Here is a 16,592-nt window from a genome sequence, read left to right on the forward strand (position 1 = left end):
CTATCGTTAGTAGTGCTGTCGGTGGAATTGTATTCGGTACTGCCGGGTATTTGGGAGCTACATGGCTTACTGAATACTTACAGGAATAGGCTTATGAATTTTTTTCGACGTATATTCGACTCATTGAAATCGCCGCCTCAGGAGCAAATTGTCGGATACAGCGTGTCAGAGTTGGAAAAATTGTTCCTTCTTCCAACACCTGCTGCCAGTTTGCCAATATATCCTCCCATTTCACCCTTAAAAAATCTGGGCATCCAAGCGTATTACTCCTCTTTCCTTATAGCCATTGATGAAATTCAGGAATTTAATACACTCGTAGCTTCTAATTTCAGAACAGAAAGCGAAAGAACATTTAATGGCCTGACGGTATTTCAATGTAAAAACATGCTTACAGAGTCTCGAGTAATATACTTTATATCTCTCAGAGAATTCCAATCAGCCACAATTCGGCTCGTAACGAATAGCACAGAACTGCTAATCCTACTGAATCAAAAAAAACTCTCCGTGCCACCTCCATGGATTGCATTTCCCGGTTATGAGCCTGCATGGTGGGGTGAAGATATGGAGGGTGCGCAGGGATATTACGACAAAATTTATTTTTCCCTTTTTTTTACAACTCTAAATAACAACGAAAAACAGGCTTACTACGAGAAATTTAACGCATCAAAAAAATGGATCGATAGGTTAGAGTTTATATACAACGACGACTGATCCTATTTTCTACCGGTGCCTGAAGATTCAGGCACCCGCTCGCCCCCGCCGCACCTGCTCCAACAACGCCGGCGCAAAATGCAGCAACACCATCCGGCTCAAATGATGCGTCAGGATAAACACCACATTCAGCCCGCCGCCGAACGCGACAATCGCAATCGTCTCGATCGCCCCCGGCATGTACGCCAGCCACAATGACAGTGGATCGCTACCCAACCAGCGTGCCGCTGCTTCAGCAAAGACTGCCGCGACCATAATCATCAAACCGACCGACACCAACGCCGTACGCCCATGCCGTCCAAGCTCCGCGAAGCCCAGGCCCTGGAAGCGTGAGCCGATCCGCACGCCGAGAATCAGCGCCGCCAGATTCAGGCTCCAGTCCGGCATGTGAAAACCGTGCAGCCATCCCGATTTCACAAACACGGCAGTGATGATGATCGCAGTGAGCATGAACGGTGCCGGGACGCCGATCGCCAGCAGCAAACGCCCGAGCAGCACGCTTAACGCGATCACGGAAAGCGCAGTCAACGCCATGCCGGTGGTCAATGGATCACCATCGGCAACCGCCACGGCAGCGGCCTGACCGGGAATCAGGAAACTCACCAGCACGGTGATCAGCAGCAAGCGCATCAGGTGCACGATGATGACTTTGCTCGAGGCTTTCTCTGACTCGAGCAAATCGAACACCGCCGCCAGAGCGCCGGGATAAACCGCCAGCAGCGCGTCTGTGCGATTCCAGCCTGCGCCGCGTGTGAGCCACCATGCGGCGAGCGCGATTTGCACGGACAGACAGATCAATAAGACGCAGAGACTCGGCAACATGGTCGAGGCCGTCGCGCTGTCCCACGCTTCGAACATCAGCCCGGTGGCGATGCCCAAGGTGACCTGGATGTAGCCGAGTCCATAAGGGGTTGCCGGGGCGATGCCGGTTTTACTGGCAAACACTGCGGTAACGACAATTGAGCCCAAGAGCAAACCGTGGGGCACGCCTTCGAACTGCAACAACGCGCCGAAACCGGCGGCAATCAATAAACACACAATGGATTTCATAGTCGCCTTCCTGGCTATTGATCTGACCCAATATCATTGAACAATCACTAGTCATTGTGGGAGCGAGCCTGCTCGCGAATGCGTCGTGCCAGTCGCAGATATATAGCTGACCTGACGCCTTCGCGAGCAGGCTCGCTCCCAAAAGGATTTCCTTTATATAAGCAACCGTGCAATCGCCCGGCGGTATTTCTCGACCCGTTCCAGATCCTCCCAACTCGGCGAGGCGATCCGCGACAGGTCGCTGTTCTCTTCCAGATCCGCCAGTTTCACTACCCGACCGATCGGGTTCTGTGCGGCGCGGTCGACGAAGACTTCATAGGATTCGCCCGGCACTTTTGTCACCGATTCGATAGCGCTCAAAACTTCTTCGCTGAAGCCTTCTTTGCGCAAATCATCGAGGCTGACACCGCAATCCTCAACCACGTCATGCAGCACCGCGACGATGCGTTGTTCCAGCGTGCTCATGCGCAACATCACTTTCAGCGGATGCAAAATGTACGGCGCGCCGCCCTTGTCGACCTGCCCGGCGTGGGCCGTGGCGGCGATGGCGATTGCGCGTTCGAGGGTTTGAGTCATGGGTAATTCTCCAATCCTTGGGGCGCTGAATGTTTCCGATTGTTTCGCAGTGTACGCCACGGGAGCAAATCAAAAACCCGATGGAACCTCCCTCCTCCGCACAATCTCGAAACTGTATCAGCGCCAAATCCCGATCAGACGCGGCGCCCTTGGAGAGGAAAGTCCGATGAACATTCGATTCCTGCTTCTGATCGCCACCTTCGCCGTCATCCCCACCTGCGTCATGGCCGAAGGCTGCGACGTCCAGACCCAGTCCTCCAGCGCCTCGGTACCAGCGGTGGAAACCCACAGTTGTTACGAATACGAGGGCATGCCCGTCAGCTCCATCGACTGGTCTTGCAGTAACGAAAGCAAAGACATGGTCAACAGCAAGAAAACCAAGGTCGAACACTGCGCCGACCACTACCAGGCCTCGTGCAGCGCCACAATCACCCAGGAATCGCTGGCCAATCCGCACTCCACCAGCAAAGACAAAAACGCCAAAGCGCTGAACGTCCCCGACAATGCGCAAGTGACCACGTATTACTACGACGCGGAACATTTGGGGCAGGCGCGGATTGATTGTGAGAATGGCGGCGGGAAATGGAAGACCAAGTAAAACACCATGACTGTTCTCAGAAACGCAAAAGCCCGGCACAAGTCCGGGCTTTTTAGTGTGCGACTTGAATCAACCGCCACCGCTACCGCCGCTGCTGCTACCGGTGGATTGACCCGGACCGCTTGGCTTGGAAGCCGAAGGCACCGGCCCGTTATCAGTCTTGCCACCATCACCACCTTGGGGCAGCGAAGCGGCATCCGGGTCGGCATTTGTGGCGGGTGGAGCCGGCTGGCGGGTCTGGCTGGTGCCATCGTTCGCCGTCGGCGTAGACGTCTCGCCCGCCGCGATCGCCGACAACGAACCGCCGGACAAGAGCGCCGCGAGGGTAAACACCGCAATTTTATGGTTGAGCATGGGGGCTTTTCCTTTGCTGGGTGAGTTACAGCATTGGAAGAGCGGCTTGCGTGAAGGTGCGGTGCGTCGGACGAATGGTCACGGGTTGGAACGAATAAACCGGCATCTGTTCAGTTATCGGTTAGGTGTTGGACACTCAGCGTTTCATGGCTTCGCAATGGTTGCTCAGTTCAACAGCCCCAAGGCGGTTCCCCGAATGGATCGAGGACTCATCAGCATTCCTCGTTTCCCCTATCCTTAACACGGTTTTTTGTGGCATGCTGGCTACGCGCCATTACTAAGGCGCTCCAGAACAACGTTCAAGGATATGAACATGGCACAGACTCGTAACATTGTTAATGACTTCCGTTTTGAGATCAGCGAAGGCAACCGCAAATGCGATGTTAGTAGCGATCATGCAATATCAAAAGGTGAAAAGCATTTTGCTTAGGAAAAGGTTCCCGGGCATCGCTTGAATATTTGCATGGCTTGCGCTCCGGCAATTATTCAGAAAGCGCAACAACACTTGGCAAGCATAGAAAAAGCGCTGAACAGCTAAAAAAAAATGAAGCCAGATAGAGTTATCTGGCTTCATCACTTATACCTTGTACATTGCCCAGTAAAAATACCCAAACACAAACCCACGATACATCAATCAGAATTAGTGATTAAAAATGGACGTTAGAATTCAAGCTGGTCTCATTGCATTTTGTGCAGCCCTGATCGTCATGGTTGTTACTAATTGGGTAAACATCCAATTAGCCAAAAGAAAATTCGAAGAAGACAAAGCTAAAGCAGCAGAAGAAAACTTTCGCGAGAAGCGTGAAGAAACAGTGAAACATCTTTTTCTGCTACGGACCAAACTCTCTATCACCAAACTCGATATGGCTTCCGGGCCTAGCGCAGCGAACGACTTCAACGACAACTATGACAGCGCAAACGAAAACATTGCGGAAATAATGATGGCGTTGACGCTCTATTTTCCAAAGGCAAAAGCAGCGTTCACTCCAATTGAGATAGATGCCGCTACATACTGGAAAAACTTTAAAGACTACTTGTCCGTCACTTTATCTATGCCACAAACCTCACCCCTGACGTCCATTCCCGCTAATGCAATTACGTTTCAACAAAACGCTGTAAGTGCCGCACAACGCTGCGGCGACAACATTCAAAAAACACTTGCAGCTTTGTAAGCTGATCGCAAAATAAAAAAAGCCAAGTCTATACATCAATGCAGACTTGGCGCTATCTTCAACCTGAGAACTCAAACCAAACTTACTTTTCAGCGTATTTAATTAGCCCTCAAGCTCGTCAAAAATTCGCCGGCGTATTCGCACTAATAATCTCAGCCTCATCCGCCCCGATATTGCGAAACTTATGCGGCAACGTCGTCGGAAAGTAATACCCATCCCCCGCATTCAACACACTCACCGACCCATCCACGGTCAACTCCACCGTGCCGCGAGTGACAAGCCCACACTCCTCGCCCTCAGCATGCACAATCGGCTCTTCCCCGGAACTCGCACCGGGTGCGTATTGCTCGCGCAGCAGGCGCATCTGGCGGCTGGGTACGGAGGCGCCGATCAGCAGGAGGCGCAGGCCGTGGCGGCCCAGGTCGGGTTGTTCGTTGGCGCGGAAGACGTATTGGTGTTCGCGCGGGGGTTGGTCGAAGGTGAAGAAGTCGGCCAGGGACATCGGGATGCCTTCGAGCAGCTTTTTCAGTGAGCTGACGGAAGGACTGACGCGATTCTGTTCGATCAGGGAGATGGTGGCATTGGTCACGCCGCTACGCCGGGCCAGCTCGCGCTGGGAGAGTTTGTAGCTTTCGCGTACTAGTTTGAGTCGAGAACCCGTATCCATGACAGCCTTATGTGAGAACGACTTAAGGGCGATGGGGGTGGGTGGCGGGTGACGCGCTGAGGGCGCGGATCACGTTGCTCCCGTGTCCCGGAACCGTGAAAGGCGGCTATTAAATCACGTTTGTTGATGTTGCTCAGCAGGTTCGATGGGCGGTGGGGCAAAAGTCCTTGTTGCCTTGGTAATACAGTCAATGTGGGAGCGAGCCTGCTCGCGAAAGCGGTGTGTCAGACGACATGGATGTTGGCTGATAGGGCCTCTTCGCGAGCAGGCTCGCTCCCACAGTTGGACATCTGGGTGTCAGTGACGTCGATGATGTTGTTACAGGCATAAAAAACCGGCGGGGTCTTGGGGACCGCCGCCGGGGAGGTAACCTAGATGCCGAAGCGATCGCGCAGCGAGTAGTACACGGCACCGAGGGCGGTGAGCGGTGCGGAGAACGTTCGGCCACCGATCATTGGCATGTGCGGCAAGGACGCGAAGGCGTCGAAGCGTTCGGCGTCGCCACGGATCATTTCCGAGATCAGCTTGCCGGCGAGGTGCGAGCAAGTGACGCCGTGACCGCTGTAGCCTTGCATGTAGTAGGCGTTTTTCTCGATACGGCCGAATTGCGGCATGCGTGACATGGTCAGCAGGAAGTTGCCGGTCCAGCGGTAGTCGATTTTCACATCTTTGAGCTGCGGGAAGGTCTTGAGGATCTTCGGGCGGATCAGTTGTTCGATGTCGTCCGGTTCACGCGCGCCGTAGACCACGCCGCCGCCGTAGAGCAAGCGGTTGTCGGCGGTGAGGCGGTAGTAATCGAGCAGGTAGTTGCAGTCTTCGACGCAGTAGTTGTTGGTGACCAGGCTGCGCGCCTGCTTCTCGGTCAACGGTTCGGTAACGACGATCTGCGAGCCGCACGGCATGCTTTTCGCGGTCACGCGGTTGTCCAGACCTTGCGGCAGATAGGCGTTGCCGGCGATCAGCAGATACTTGGCACGCACCAGACCTTTGGCGGTGCGCACGGTGATCGGCTCGCCGTAGGTGATTTCCACGGCAGCGGACTGTTCGTAGATTTTGCCGCCCAAACGCGTGATCGCGGCGGCTTCACCGAGCGCCAGGTTCAGCGGGTGAACGTGACCGCCCTGCATGTCGAGCAAGCCGCCAACGTAGGCGTCGGAGCCGATTTCGCGACGGATCTCGGCCTCATCGAGCATCTTCAGATTGCGGTTGCCGTAACGTTCCCAATTGCGCTTTTGCTCAGCCAGGCCGTTGAGTTGTTTCTTGTTCATCGCTGCGAAAATGCCGCCCGGGCGGTAATCGCATTTGATGTCATATTCCTTGATGCGCGAACGGATGATGTCGGCGCCTTCGAAGATCATGCTGCCGAGGATTTCCGCGGTCTTGTCGCCGTAGCGCTCTTCGATCACGTCGACGTCGCGGCTGTAGGAGTTGACCAGTTGACCGCCGTTGCGACCGCTGGCGCCGTAGCCGACTTTCGCCGCTTCGAGCACGGTCACTTTGTAACCGGCCTCGGTCAGGAACAGGGCCGAGGACAGACCGGTGTAACCGGCGCCGATGATGCAGACATCGCAATCCACCGCTTCTTCCAGAACCGGGAAGTCGATGACTTCGTTGCGGGACGCTGCGTAGTAGCTGTTGACGTGTTGCTGTTTCATACGTTTCTCCGATGGCCGCCAGACGCTGGCGACCGCCGCTGTAAAAGAATTAGAGCTTGATCCAGGTCGCTTTCAGCTCGGTGTACTTGTCGAACGCGTGCAGCGATTTATCGCGACCGTTGCCCGACTGTTTGAAGCCACCGAACGGTGCGGTCATGTCGCCGCCGTCGTACTGGTTGACCCAGACGCTGCCGGCACGCAAGCCGCGAGCGAAGGTGTGGGCCTTGCTCAGGTTGCTGGTCCAGACACCGGCGGCGAGGCCGAAGATGCTGTCGTTGGCGATCTGCAGCGCTTCTTCCGCAGTGTCGAAGGTGATCAGCGACAGCACTGGGCCGAAGATTTCTTCCTGAGCGATGGTCATCGCATTGGTCACCCCGTCGAAAATCGCCGGTTGCACATAGAGGCCACCGGTTTCTTCGAGGGTGCGTTGACCGCCGGCGATCAACTCGGCGCCCTGCTCACGACCGATGCTGATGTAGCGCAGCACGTTGTCGAGTTGACGCTGATCGACCACGGCGCCGACGGTGGTCGCCGGATCCAGTGCGTGACCCGGTTTCCACGCTTGCAGTGCTTCCACCAGCAAAGGAATGAACTGCTCGCGGATCGACCGTTCGACCAGCAAACGCGAACCCGCCGTGCACACTTCGCCCTGGTTGAAAGCAATGGCGCCGGCCGCTGCCTGTGCTGCCGCGCGCAAATCCGGTGCGTCGGCAAACACCACGTTCGGGCTCTTGCCCCCTGCTTCGAGCCAGACGCGTTTCATGTTGCTTTGGCCGGCATAAATCATCAGTTGCTTGGCAATCGCCGTGGAGCCGGTGAAGGCCAGCACGTCGACATCCATGTGCAACGCCAACGCCTTGCCGACGGTGTGGCCAAAGCCTGGCAGGACGTTGAACACGCCTTTCGGAATGCCCGCATCCAGCGCGAGCTGGGCGATGCGGATCGCGGTTAGCGGCGATTTTTCCGAAGGCTTGAGAATGAACGAGTTGCCCGCCGCCAGCGCTGGCGCGAACTTCCAGCTGGCCATGATCAGCGGGAAGTTCCACGGCACGATGGCCGCGACCACACCGGATGGCTCGCGGGTGACGAGGCCGAGTTGGTCGTGCGGGGTGGCGGCGACTTCGTCGTAGATCTTGTCGATGGCTTCGGCGCTCCAGCGGATCGCGTTGGCGGTCGCCGGAATGTCGATGCTCATCGAATCGCTGATCGGTTTACCCATGTCGAGGGTTTCCAGCAGCGCCAGTTCTTCCTGGTGCTGCAGGATCAGATCGGCGAAGCGAATCAGGATGCGCTTGCGCTCTGCGGGGGCTTTTTTCGCCCACACGCCAGATTCAAAAGACTGGCGCGCCACTTCAACGGCGAGGTTGGCGTCGGCTTCATCGGTGCTGGCCACGGAGGCGAGGAAACGGCCGTCGACGGGGCTCAGGCATTCAAAGGTATCGCCACTGATGGCCGGGCGGTATTCACCGTTGATGAACGCGCGGGCTTCGATGGTCAGGGACTGGAAGCGTTGTTCCCAGTCGTTGCGGGTCGTTGTCATTGTTGTGGCTCGACAAGGGGGGAATTGGGGGTGTTGTCTGGCTGCGATGTCTGGCTTGGGATGGCTGCCCTCACCCTAGCCCTCTCCCAGGGGTAGAGGGGACCGACCGAGTTGTCTTGGGAGATACACCGACCTGAACGACCGAGTCGATTATGGATTCGGCAAAAATCGTTCAGGTCGGGGGATTGCCCGAGCATCCCCGGATCAGTCCCCTCTCCCTCGGGGAGAGGGTTAGGGTGAGGGGCTCTTCAGCTTTTGAGGGCCTCAGCCAATCAAACCGTATGCAGATACCAGTTGTACTCAAGGTCAGAGATCGAGTTTTCGAACTCGGCCAGCTCGCTTTCCTTGCACGCGACAAACACGTCGATGTACATCGGGTCGATGTAGCGGGCCATGACTTCGCTGTCGTCCAGCTCGCGCAGTGCGTCGCGCAGGTTGTTCGGCAGGCTCTGTTCGTTCTGCTCGTAGCTGTTGCCTTCGACTGGCGCGCCCGGCTCGATCTTGTTGGTCAGACCGTGGTGAATACCGGCCAGCACCGAAGCCATCAGCAAGTACGGGTTGGCGTCGGCACCGGCTACACGGTGCTCGATGCGCACGGCGTCCGGCGAACCGGTCGGTACGCGCACGGCCACGGTGCGGTTGTCGATGCCCCAGCTCGGCGAGTTCGGTACGTAGAACTGCGCGCCGAAGCGGCGGTACGAGTTGACGTTCGGGCACAGGAAAGCCATTTGCGCAGGCAGGGTCTCGAGCACACCGCCGATCGCGTGACGCAGTGCGGCGTTCTGCTCGGGATCCTCGCTGGCGAAGATGTTGTTGCCTTCTTTGTCCAGGATCGAAATGTGTACGTGCAGACCGTTTCCCGCCTGGCCCGGATACGGCTTGGCCATGAAGGTGGTGTCCATCTCATGGTCGTAGGCGATGTTCTTCACCAGACGCTTGAGCAGGACGGCGTAGTCGCACGCCTTGATCGGGTCGGAGACGTGATGCAGGTTGACTTCGAACTGCGCCGGGGCGCTTTCCTTGACGATGGCGTCAGCCGGAATGCCCTGCTCTTTCGCGCCTTCGAGGATGTCTTGCAGGCAATCGACGTATTCGTCGAGGTCGTCGATCAGGTAAACCTGAGTCGACACCGGACGCTTGCCCGAGACCGGCGAACGTGGCGACTGCGGACGACCGTTCACGTTGTCCTGGTCGATCAGATAGAACTCGAGTTCGAACGCGGCACAGATAGTCAGACCGAGGTCGTCGAATTTGCGCACGACGTTGGCCAGCACTTCACGCGGGTCAGCGAAGAACGGCTGCCCTTCGATCTCGTGCATGGTCATTAGTAGTTGTGCGGTTGGGCGCTTCTGCCACGGCTCGATGCTCAGGGTGCCGGGGATCGGGTAGCAGATGCGGTCAGCGTCGCCGATGTCCAGACCCAGGCCGGTGCTTTCCACCGTGGAGCCGTTGATGTCGAGGGCGAAAAGCGAGGCCGGCAGGTTGATGCCTTTCTCGTAAACCTTATGAAGACTGGTGCGTTCGATGCGCTTACCGCGCACCACACCGTTCATATCCGCAATCAGAAGGTCGACGTACAAAACCTCAGGATATTTCTTAAGGAATGCGTTTGCTTCGTTGAGTTGAACGGTACGCAGAGGGACCGACATGATGCACCTATTTAGCTGTTAATTATTATGTTCACTGCTGTTTCGCCGAGCCAGTCAACCCGAACGGCAAAGTGAAGTCAATAGCGAACAGATGGGCGCTCAGGGTTTATTTTTCGGGCTTTTTTTAACACTTGGGTGCCAATACAGGGGTCAAAGCCCCGAGAAACATGAAGATTTGATGAACGGCGTTTAGAATTTTTTACATGGCAGTTGTTAATTAAAATCAACGAGGCTAAGCTCCGGAAAAGCTCGTTCAAGTGTCAAACTTCGAGGTGAATAAAAATGGCATTCAAGCCATTGATCGGCGTTACTGCGTGCGTCAAACAGATTGGCCTGCACCCCTATCACATCAGCGGCGACAAGTACGTACGTGCTGTCAGCGTTGGCGCTAACGGGCTGCCAGTGGTCATTCCTTCCCTTGGCAATCTGACCGAAATCGAAGACCTGCTCGGTCAACTCGACGGTCTGCTGCTGACCGGTTCGCCCTCGAATGTGGAACCTTTCCACTATCAAGGCCCGGCCAGCGCTCCCGGCACGGATCACGATCCGGCGCGGGATGCCACCACCCTTCCTTTATTACGTGCAGCCATCACGGCGGGCGTTCCGGTGCTCGGCATTTGCCGGGGCTTCCAGGAAATGAACGTGGCGTTCGGCGGCAGCCTGCATCAGAAGGTGCACGAACTGCCGGGCATGCTCGATCACCGCGAGGCCGACAGCCCGGAACTCGCCGTGCAATACGCGCCGGCTCACGCCGTGACGGTGTTGAGCGGCGGCGTGTTCGAAGCGCTGGAGCTGCCGCGCGAGTTTCAGGTCAACTCGATTCACAGCCAGGGCATCGATCGCCTCGCCCCCGGCCTGCGCGCCGAAGCGGTGGCGCCGGACGGTTTGATCGAAGCGGTCTCGGTGACTGACAGCCCGACCTTCGCCCTCGGCGTGCAATGGCACCCGGAGTGGCAAGTGCTCGACAACCCGAACTACCTGAAGATTTTCCAGGCATTCGGCGAGGCTTGCCGGCAACGGGCGGCGCAGCGCAACCAGCGCTGACATCAGCCAGGAATACGTAACGATTTACTGCCCCCATGAATGTCGGGCGCGCCTTTGCGCATCCGTCATCCGTGAACAGCAACACCTGTAATAACAAAAAGTACGACCCAGGCAGCCAGGACGGCGGCGCCGAACAAGCCGGATCGGAACGGGTAATGCCAGTCAGGTATACGCATTTCCCCTGTGGGAGCGAGCCTGCTCGCGAAAGCGGTGTATCAGCAAACAATGTTGTCGACTGACACTCCGTATTCGCGAGCAGGCTCGCTCCCACAGGTTCTGCGCCATAGCTGAAAGGCATCCCGTACAGGCTTGCAATCCACTTAAGCCCGGCCACGTTGGCCAGGCGACTGAAACATGTTGGGAGTTTCACATGGCAAACGCCTCCAGCACTTACAGGAAGGCTCTTGAGGGTCATCAGCAACCGAAAAAGGTTCTGGTGAAAGTCGATCGTGTCACCAAGAAGTTCGACGAAACCGTGGCAGTGGACGACGTGTCCCTGGAGATCCATCAGGGTGAAATCTTCGCCCTGCTCGGCGGCTCCGGTTCGGGCAAATCGACCCTGCTGCGCATGCTCGCCGGTTTCGAGCGCCCGACTGAAGGGCGGATTCTGCTCGACGGCGTGGACATCACCGACATGCCGCCCTACGAGCGGCCAATCAACATGATGTTCCAGTCGTATGCCTTGTTCCCACACATGACCGTCGCGCAGAACATCGCCTTCGGCCTCAAGCAAGACCGTTTGCCGGCCAGTGAAATCGATGCCCGCGTCGATGAAATGCTGCGTCTGGTGCACATGACCCAATACGCCAAACGCAAGCCGCATCAACTGTCCGGCGGCCAGCGTCAGCGCGTCGCCCTCGCCCGCTCGCTGGCCAAACGTCCGAAGCTGTTGCTGCTCGATGAACCGATGGGTGCGCTGGATAAAAAGCTGCGTTCGCAGATGCAACTGGAGCTGGTGCAGATCATCGAACGCGTCGGCGTGACCTGCGTGATGGTGACCCACGATCAGGAAGAGGCCATGACCATGGCCGAGCGCATCGCAATCATGCACCTGGGCTGGATCGCCCAGATCGGCAGCCCGATCGACATTTATGAAGCCCCGGTCAGCCGCATGGTCTGCGAGTTCATCGGCAACGTGAACGCCTTCGACGGTACCGTGGTGGAAGACCTTGAAGGTCACGCGATCATCCACAGCCCGGACCTGCAGCAGAAGATCTACGTCGGTCACGGCGTCAGCACTTCGGTGCAGGACAAGTCGGTCACCTACGCGATCCGTCCGGAAAAAATGCTCGTCAGCACCACCCAACCGGAGTTCCGCTACAACTGGTCCGAAGGCAAGGTGCATGACATCGCCTACCTCGGCGGCCACTCGGTGTTCTACGTCGAATTGCCCGGCGGCAAAATCGTCCAGTCGTTCATGGCCAACGCCGAACGCCGTGGCGCGCGTCCGACCTGGGACGACAAAGTCTACGTCTGGTGGGAAGACGACAGCGGCGTGGTACTGCGCTCATGAGAACCTTCAATCAGCAATTCCTGCGCCTGGTGCCCAGCGGACGAAAACTGGTCATTGGCATCCCGTTCATCTGGCTGTTCCTGTTCTTCATGCTGCCGTTTTTCCTGGTGATGAAGATCAGTTTCTCGGAAGCCGCGCTGTCGATCCCGCCGTACTCGGAGATTTACACCTACGCCGAACAGAAATTCCAGCTGCTGCTGAACATCGGCAACTACACCATGCTCGGCGAAGACGAGCTGTACCTGTCAGCCTACCTCGGTTCGCTGAAGGTCGCGGCCCTGAGCACGATGATGTGTTTGCTGATCGGCTTCCCGATGGCCTACGCGATCACCAAGACCGGCAAGGAAACGCAAAACGTCCTGCTGCTGTTGATCATGATGCCGACCTGGACTGCGATCCTGATCCGCGTTTACGCGTGGATGGGCATCCTCAGCAACAACGGTCTGCTCAACGCATTTCTGATGTGGACGGGGCTCACCGATCACCCGATCGAGATCCTCAACACCAACACGGCTGTGTATATCGGTGTGGTTTACGCCTACCTGCCGTTCATGGTGTTGCCGCTGTACGCCAACCTCGTCAAGCACGATGGCAGCCTGCTGGAAGCCGCGTCGGATCTGGGTTCGAGCAACTTCAACAACTTCTGGAAAATCACTGTGCCGCTGGCCAAGAACGGCATCATCGCCGGCTGCATGCTGGTATTCATTCCAGTAGTCGGTGAGTTCGTGATTCCGGAACTGTTGGGTGGCCCTGAGACGCTGATGATCGGTCGCGTGCTGTGGCAAGAGTTCTTCAATAACCGCGACTGGCCGGTGGCGTCTGCCTTGGCGGTGGTGATGCTGTTGATCCTGATTGTGCCGATTCTGCTGTTCAACCGCAGCCAGGCCAAAGAGATGGAGGCACGGGGATGAAACGCTTCGGTTTTTCCAAGTTCATGTTGATCTTCGGTCTGATGTTCATTTATCTGCCGATGCTGATTCTGGTGATCTACTCGTTCAACGCCTCCAAACTGGTGACGGTGTGGGGCGGCTGGTCGGTGAAGTGGTATGTCGGCCTGCTCGATAACACGCAACTGATGGGCTCGGTGGTGCGCTCGCTGGAAATTGCCTGCTACACCGCGATTGCCGCCGTCGCACTGGGCACCCTCGCCGCTTTCGTGCTGACTCGCGTCACGCGCTTCAAGGGCCGCACGCTATTCGGTGGTCTGGTCACCGCGCCGCTGGTGATGCCTGAAGTGATCACCGGTCTGTCGCTGTTGCTGCTGTTCGTAGCGATGGCGCAGTTGATCGGTTGGCCGCAGGAGCGTGGCATCGTCACCATCTGGATCGCCCACACCACGTTTTGTGCCGCCTATGTGGCGGTGGTAGTCTCCGCCCGCCTCCGCGAACTGGATCTGTCGATCGAAGAAGCGGCGATGGATCTCGGTGCGAAGCCGTTCAAGGTGTTTTTCCTGATCACCATTCCGATGATTGCGCCGTCGCTGGCAGCGGGCGGGATGATGTCGTTTGCCTTGTCGCTGGATGACCTGGTGTTGGCGAGCTTCGTCTCCGGGCCGGGTTCGACGACTCTGCCGATGGAAGTGTTCTCGGCGGTGCGTCTGGGCGTGAAGCCTGAGATCAACGCCGTCGCCAGCCTGATTCTGCTGGCGGTGTCGCTGGTGACCTTCCTGGTCTGGTACTTCGGCCGCAAGGCAGAAGCCAACCGCAAACGTGCGATTCAGGAAGCGATGGATCAGACGGCGAACGAGTCGTGGCAGCCTCAGCAATCCGCAGCAACCGCTTAACCTGTATCCCTCGGTCAGTCCCCTCTCCCTCTGGGAGAGGGTTAGTGAGGGGGCTTTGCGTAACGTGAATAAAAAGAATGGAGTTGTACCGATGAAAATGTTTGGCAGGACTCTGCTGACACTGTCCTTAATGGGCGCAATCGTCATGGGCGCCCAGGCCAACGACAAGGTGCTGCGTGTTTACAACTGGTCCGATTACATCGCGCCGGACACCGTCAAGAAGTTCGAAGACGAGACCGGTATCCGCGTGACCTACGACGTCTTCGACAGCAACGAAACCCTTGAGGCACGTTTGCTGGCGGGCAAATCCGGCTACGACCTGGTCGTGCCGTCGAACAGTTTCCTGGCCAAGCAGATCAAGGCCGGTGTCTATCAGACGCTGGACAAATCGAAGCTGCCGAACTGGAAGAATCTCAACCCGGTGCTGCTGAAAAACGCCGCCGCCAGTGATCCGGACAACGCCCACGCGTTCCCGTACATGTGGGGCTCAATCGGCATCGGGTTCAACCCGGCCAAGGTCAAGGAAGTGCTCGGCGCCAACGCCCCGACCAACTCCTGGGACTTGCTGTTCAAGCCGGAAAACGCTGAAAAACTGAAAGCCTGCGGCATCAGTTTCCTCGACTCGCCGACCGAGATGATCCCGGCCGCCCTGCACTACCTGGGCTACCCGGTGAACGACAAGGACACCGCGCACATCAAGGAAGCCGAGGCGCTGTTCATGAAGATTCGCCCGAACGTGGCGTACTTCCACTCCTCGAAATACATCTCCGATCTGGCCAACGGCAACATCTGCGTGGCGGTCGGCTACTCCGGTGACGTGCTGCAGGCCAAGGCCCGCGCGGTGGAATCGGGCAACAACGTGGTGATCGATTACAGCATTCCCAAGGAAGGCGCCGGCAGCTTCTACGACATGGTCGCCATCCCCCGCGATGCGGCGAACGTCGAGAACGCTTACCTGTTCATGGACTTCCTGATGCGTCCGGACATCATCGCGGAGATCACCAACAGCAACGGCTACAGCAACGCCAACGCAGCGGCCACGCCATTGGTGGATGAAGCAATCCGCAACGATCCGGGCTCGTACCCGTCGCAAGCGGTGATGGCCACGCTATACGCGGTGCCGGATCAACCGATTGCCACCCAGCGAATCATGACCCGTGGCTGGACCCGGGTGAAACTCGGTAAGTAAAAAACACCGGTGATCAAAAATGTGGGAGCGAGCCTGCTCGCGAAAGCGCTAGGACAGGCGACGAAAATGTTGGATGTGCCGACGCCTTCGCGAGCAGGCTCGCTCCCACAGTAAAGCAATGCAGTGCTGAAAATTTCCCGTTCACGCAGCGCCTTACCACCGCTGCACCCTGCTATGAACGGCCTCACCTGGCTCCCTCGGCTCAGGTGAATTCTCAGGCGCCTTCGGGCGCCTTTTTTTGTGCCTTCAGCTCAGCGACCAATCCTGAAGAATCCGATAACGGCCCTTGTGCGATTCGAACAAGGCGAAGCGTTCGGCACGCAGGAAAAACTCCGGCGGAGTGACAGATTCCGGTTCCGGCGCGCGGTAGTCGCGGGCCAAAGTCAGATGCGGGCGAAACTCGCGCGGTGTCTCTTCAAAGCCGAATGGCAACATGGCCTGCTCCAACGCGTAGACCAGGCGTAACAAGGCCTGCGGTGCCTGCTCGGGCGCCAGCGACAACACCCCGGCGCGATGCCAGACCTGCAAGCGATCCAAGCCAATCTTCAAGGGCTCACCGGGCGTGCGCACGTTGCTCGCGGCCTCGCAGACTTCATTGATCTGCGCCAGCGGCACGGCGCCGAGAAACAGCAACGTCAGGTGAAAGTTATCTGCCGGCACAGGTTTGCCGGTTCTCAGGCCCAACTCAGCGCGCCACTGCGCAATCGCCTTGCGCTGAGCGGGCGGACAATCCAGCGCAAAAAACAGCCGCTTCGCTTCATCGGTCATGGCCCTGCTCCCTTGTTCACCGTGATCGGGCGGATTCTACACAGCCTGATCTGACGACTGGTGACAGGCAGCTATAGTTCAAGGATTGCCATCAACGGAGGCCGCCATGCGCGCGATCCTCAGCAAAGAACCGTGGTGGGCCCGGCCACCGCAACCCGGGCAGGACGAAACCGAGCTGGAATGGGGTTGGCTGGTGCATTACAGCGAGGGCGAGCCGCGCTTCGAATTCGTCCGCGAACGCCCCACGGACGAACAGATCCGCCAGCGCAAAAGCTGCCGCATCACCCCTTCAGCCGAGTGAACACGGGCAGTTTGCTCCCACA

Annotated in this window: 17 protein-coding genes; 9 read left to right on the forward strand and 8 right to left on the reverse strand. The window is 57.5% G+C overall.

Annotated elements, in window-relative coordinates:
• Nucleotides 1-93: 93 nt before the first annotated feature.
• Entirely contained in the window at nucleotides 94-711 is a 618-nt protein-coding gene (locus ACQ4OE_RS21530) for a hypothetical protein (RefSeq protein ID WP_430947842.1), read from the forward strand.
• Between the two features lie 27 nt (nucleotides 712-738).
• On the opposite strand, the gene ACQ4OE_RS21535 is transcribed toward ACQ4OE_RS21530, so the two are convergent.
• Both ACQ4OE_RS21535 and ACQ4OE_RS21540 read right to left on the reverse strand, forming a co-directional pair.
• Nucleotides 739-1,761, reverse strand: a complete 1,023-nt coding sequence (locus ACQ4OE_RS21535; protein WP_430947843.1) for an AbrB family transcriptional regulator — start codon at nucleotides 1,759-1,761, stop codon at nucleotides 739-741.
• 153 nt (nucleotides 1,762-1,914) lie between these two features.
• Nucleotides 1,915-2,337, reverse strand: a complete 423-nt coding sequence (locus ACQ4OE_RS21540; RefSeq protein WP_430947844.1) for an HD domain-containing protein — start codon at nucleotides 2,335-2,337, stop codon at nucleotides 1,915-1,917.
• A gap of 166 nt (nucleotides 2,338-2,503) precedes the next feature.
• On the opposite strand from ACQ4OE_RS21540, the gene ACQ4OE_RS21545 reads away from it, so the two are divergent.
• A complete protein-coding gene (locus tag ACQ4OE_RS21545; RefSeq protein WP_430947845.1) occupies nucleotides 2,504-2,935 on the forward strand; it encodes a hypothetical protein in 432 nt (143 codons plus the stop codon).
• Between the two features lie 69 nt (nucleotides 2,936-3,004).
• Here ACQ4OE_RS21545 and ACQ4OE_RS21550 read toward each other — a convergent pair whose 3' ends face one another.
• Nucleotides 3,005-3,289, reverse strand: coding sequence for a hypothetical protein (locus ACQ4OE_RS21550; RefSeq protein WP_122594379.1), 285 nt, complete (start codon nucleotides 3,287-3,289; stop codon nucleotides 3,005-3,007).
• 653 nt (nucleotides 3,290-3,942) lie between these two features.
• Here ACQ4OE_RS21550 and ACQ4OE_RS21555 point away from each other — a divergent pair.
• Entirely contained in the window at nucleotides 3,943-4,461 is a 519-nt protein-coding gene (locus tag ACQ4OE_RS21555; protein ID WP_430947846.1) for a hypothetical protein, read from the forward strand.
• 118 nt (nucleotides 4,462-4,579) lie between these two features.
• Here the strand turns inward: ACQ4OE_RS21555 and ACQ4OE_RS21560 are convergent, their stop codons facing one another.
• The 4 genes from ACQ4OE_RS21560 to ACQ4OE_RS21575 all read right to left on the reverse strand — a co-directional run bounded on the left by ACQ4OE_RS21560 (nucleotide 4,580) and on the right by ACQ4OE_RS21575 (nucleotide 9,972).
• Nucleotides 4,580-5,128 carry a cupin domain-containing protein gene (locus ACQ4OE_RS21560; protein WP_007950154.1) on the reverse strand — a complete coding sequence of 183 codons (549 nt, stop codon included), beginning with the start codon at nucleotides 5,126-5,128 and terminating at the stop codon, nucleotides 4,580-4,582.
• A gap of 371 nt (nucleotides 5,129-5,499) precedes the next feature.
• Nucleotides 5,500-6,783, reverse strand: a complete 1,284-nt coding sequence (locus ACQ4OE_RS21565; RefSeq protein WP_122594382.1) for an NAD(P)/FAD-dependent oxidoreductase — start codon at nucleotides 6,781-6,783, stop codon at nucleotides 5,500-5,502.
• A gap of 49 nt (nucleotides 6,784-6,832) precedes the next feature.
• On the reverse strand, nucleotides 6,833-8,323 hold the full coding sequence (locus ACQ4OE_RS21570; protein WP_122594383.1) for an aldehyde dehydrogenase: 1,491 nt from the start codon (nucleotides 8,321-8,323) through the stop codon (nucleotides 6,833-6,835).
• Between the two features lie 272 nt (nucleotides 8,324-8,595).
• Nucleotides 8,596-9,972, reverse strand: a complete 1,377-nt coding sequence (locus ACQ4OE_RS21575) for a glutamine synthetase family protein (protein WP_008086904.1) — start codon at nucleotides 9,970-9,972, stop codon at nucleotides 8,596-8,598.
• Between the two features lie 282 nt (nucleotides 9,973-10,254).
• Between ACQ4OE_RS21575 and ACQ4OE_RS21580 the strand changes: the two genes are divergently transcribed.
• The 5 genes from ACQ4OE_RS21580 to ACQ4OE_RS21600 all read left to right on the forward strand — a co-directional run bounded on the left by ACQ4OE_RS21580 (nucleotide 10,255) and on the right by ACQ4OE_RS21600 (nucleotide 15,501).
• Entirely contained in the window at nucleotides 10,255-11,016 is a 762-nt protein-coding gene (locus ACQ4OE_RS21580; RefSeq protein ID WP_430947847.1) for a gamma-glutamyl-gamma-aminobutyrate hydrolase family protein, read from the forward strand.
• A 370-nt stretch (nucleotides 11,017-11,386) separates the two neighbouring features.
• Complete coding sequence (locus tag ACQ4OE_RS21585; protein ID WP_122594385.1) at nucleotides 11,387-12,529, forward strand: polyamine ABC transporter ATP-binding protein; 1,143 nt, start codon at nucleotides 11,387-11,389, stop codon at nucleotides 12,527-12,529.
• Nucleotides 12,530-12,558: 29 nt separating this feature from the next.
• Nucleotides 12,559-13,440, forward strand: a complete 882-nt coding sequence (locus ACQ4OE_RS21590; protein ID WP_163005261.1) for an ABC transporter permease subunit — start codon at nucleotides 12,559-12,561, stop codon at nucleotides 13,438-13,440.
• On the forward strand, nucleotides 13,437-14,312 hold the full coding sequence (locus ACQ4OE_RS21595) for an ABC transporter permease subunit (protein ID WP_038365610.1): 876 nt from the start codon (nucleotides 13,437-13,439) through the stop codon (nucleotides 14,310-14,312). Before ACQ4OE_RS21590 ends, ACQ4OE_RS21595 begins: the two co-directional genes overlap by 4 nt.
• 91 nt (nucleotides 14,313-14,403) lie before the next feature.
• Nucleotides 14,404-15,501, forward strand: a complete 1,098-nt coding sequence (locus ACQ4OE_RS21600) for a polyamine ABC transporter substrate-binding protein (RefSeq protein WP_122594386.1) — start codon at nucleotides 14,404-14,406, stop codon at nucleotides 15,499-15,501.
• Between the two features lie 246 nt (nucleotides 15,502-15,747).
• On the opposite strand, the gene thpR is transcribed toward ACQ4OE_RS21600, so the two are convergent.
• Nucleotides 15,748-16,269, reverse strand: coding sequence for an RNA 2',3'-cyclic phosphodiesterase (gene thpR / locus ACQ4OE_RS21605; RefSeq protein ID WP_122594387.1), 522 nt, complete (start codon nucleotides 16,267-16,269; stop codon nucleotides 15,748-15,750).
• A gap of 106 nt (nucleotides 16,270-16,375) precedes the next feature.
• Between thpR and ACQ4OE_RS21610 the strand changes: the two genes are divergently transcribed.
• Complete coding sequence (locus tag ACQ4OE_RS21610) at nucleotides 16,376-16,570, forward strand: hypothetical protein (RefSeq protein ID WP_122594388.1); 195 nt, start codon at nucleotides 16,376-16,378, stop codon at nucleotides 16,568-16,570.
• Nucleotides 16,571-16,592: the final 22 nt, after the last annotated feature.

This window comes from Pseudomonas sp. WC2 (genome assembly GCF_050586545.1).
Classification (GTDB): domain Bacteria; phylum Pseudomonadota; class Gammaproteobacteria; order Pseudomonadales; family Pseudomonadaceae; genus Aquipseudomonas.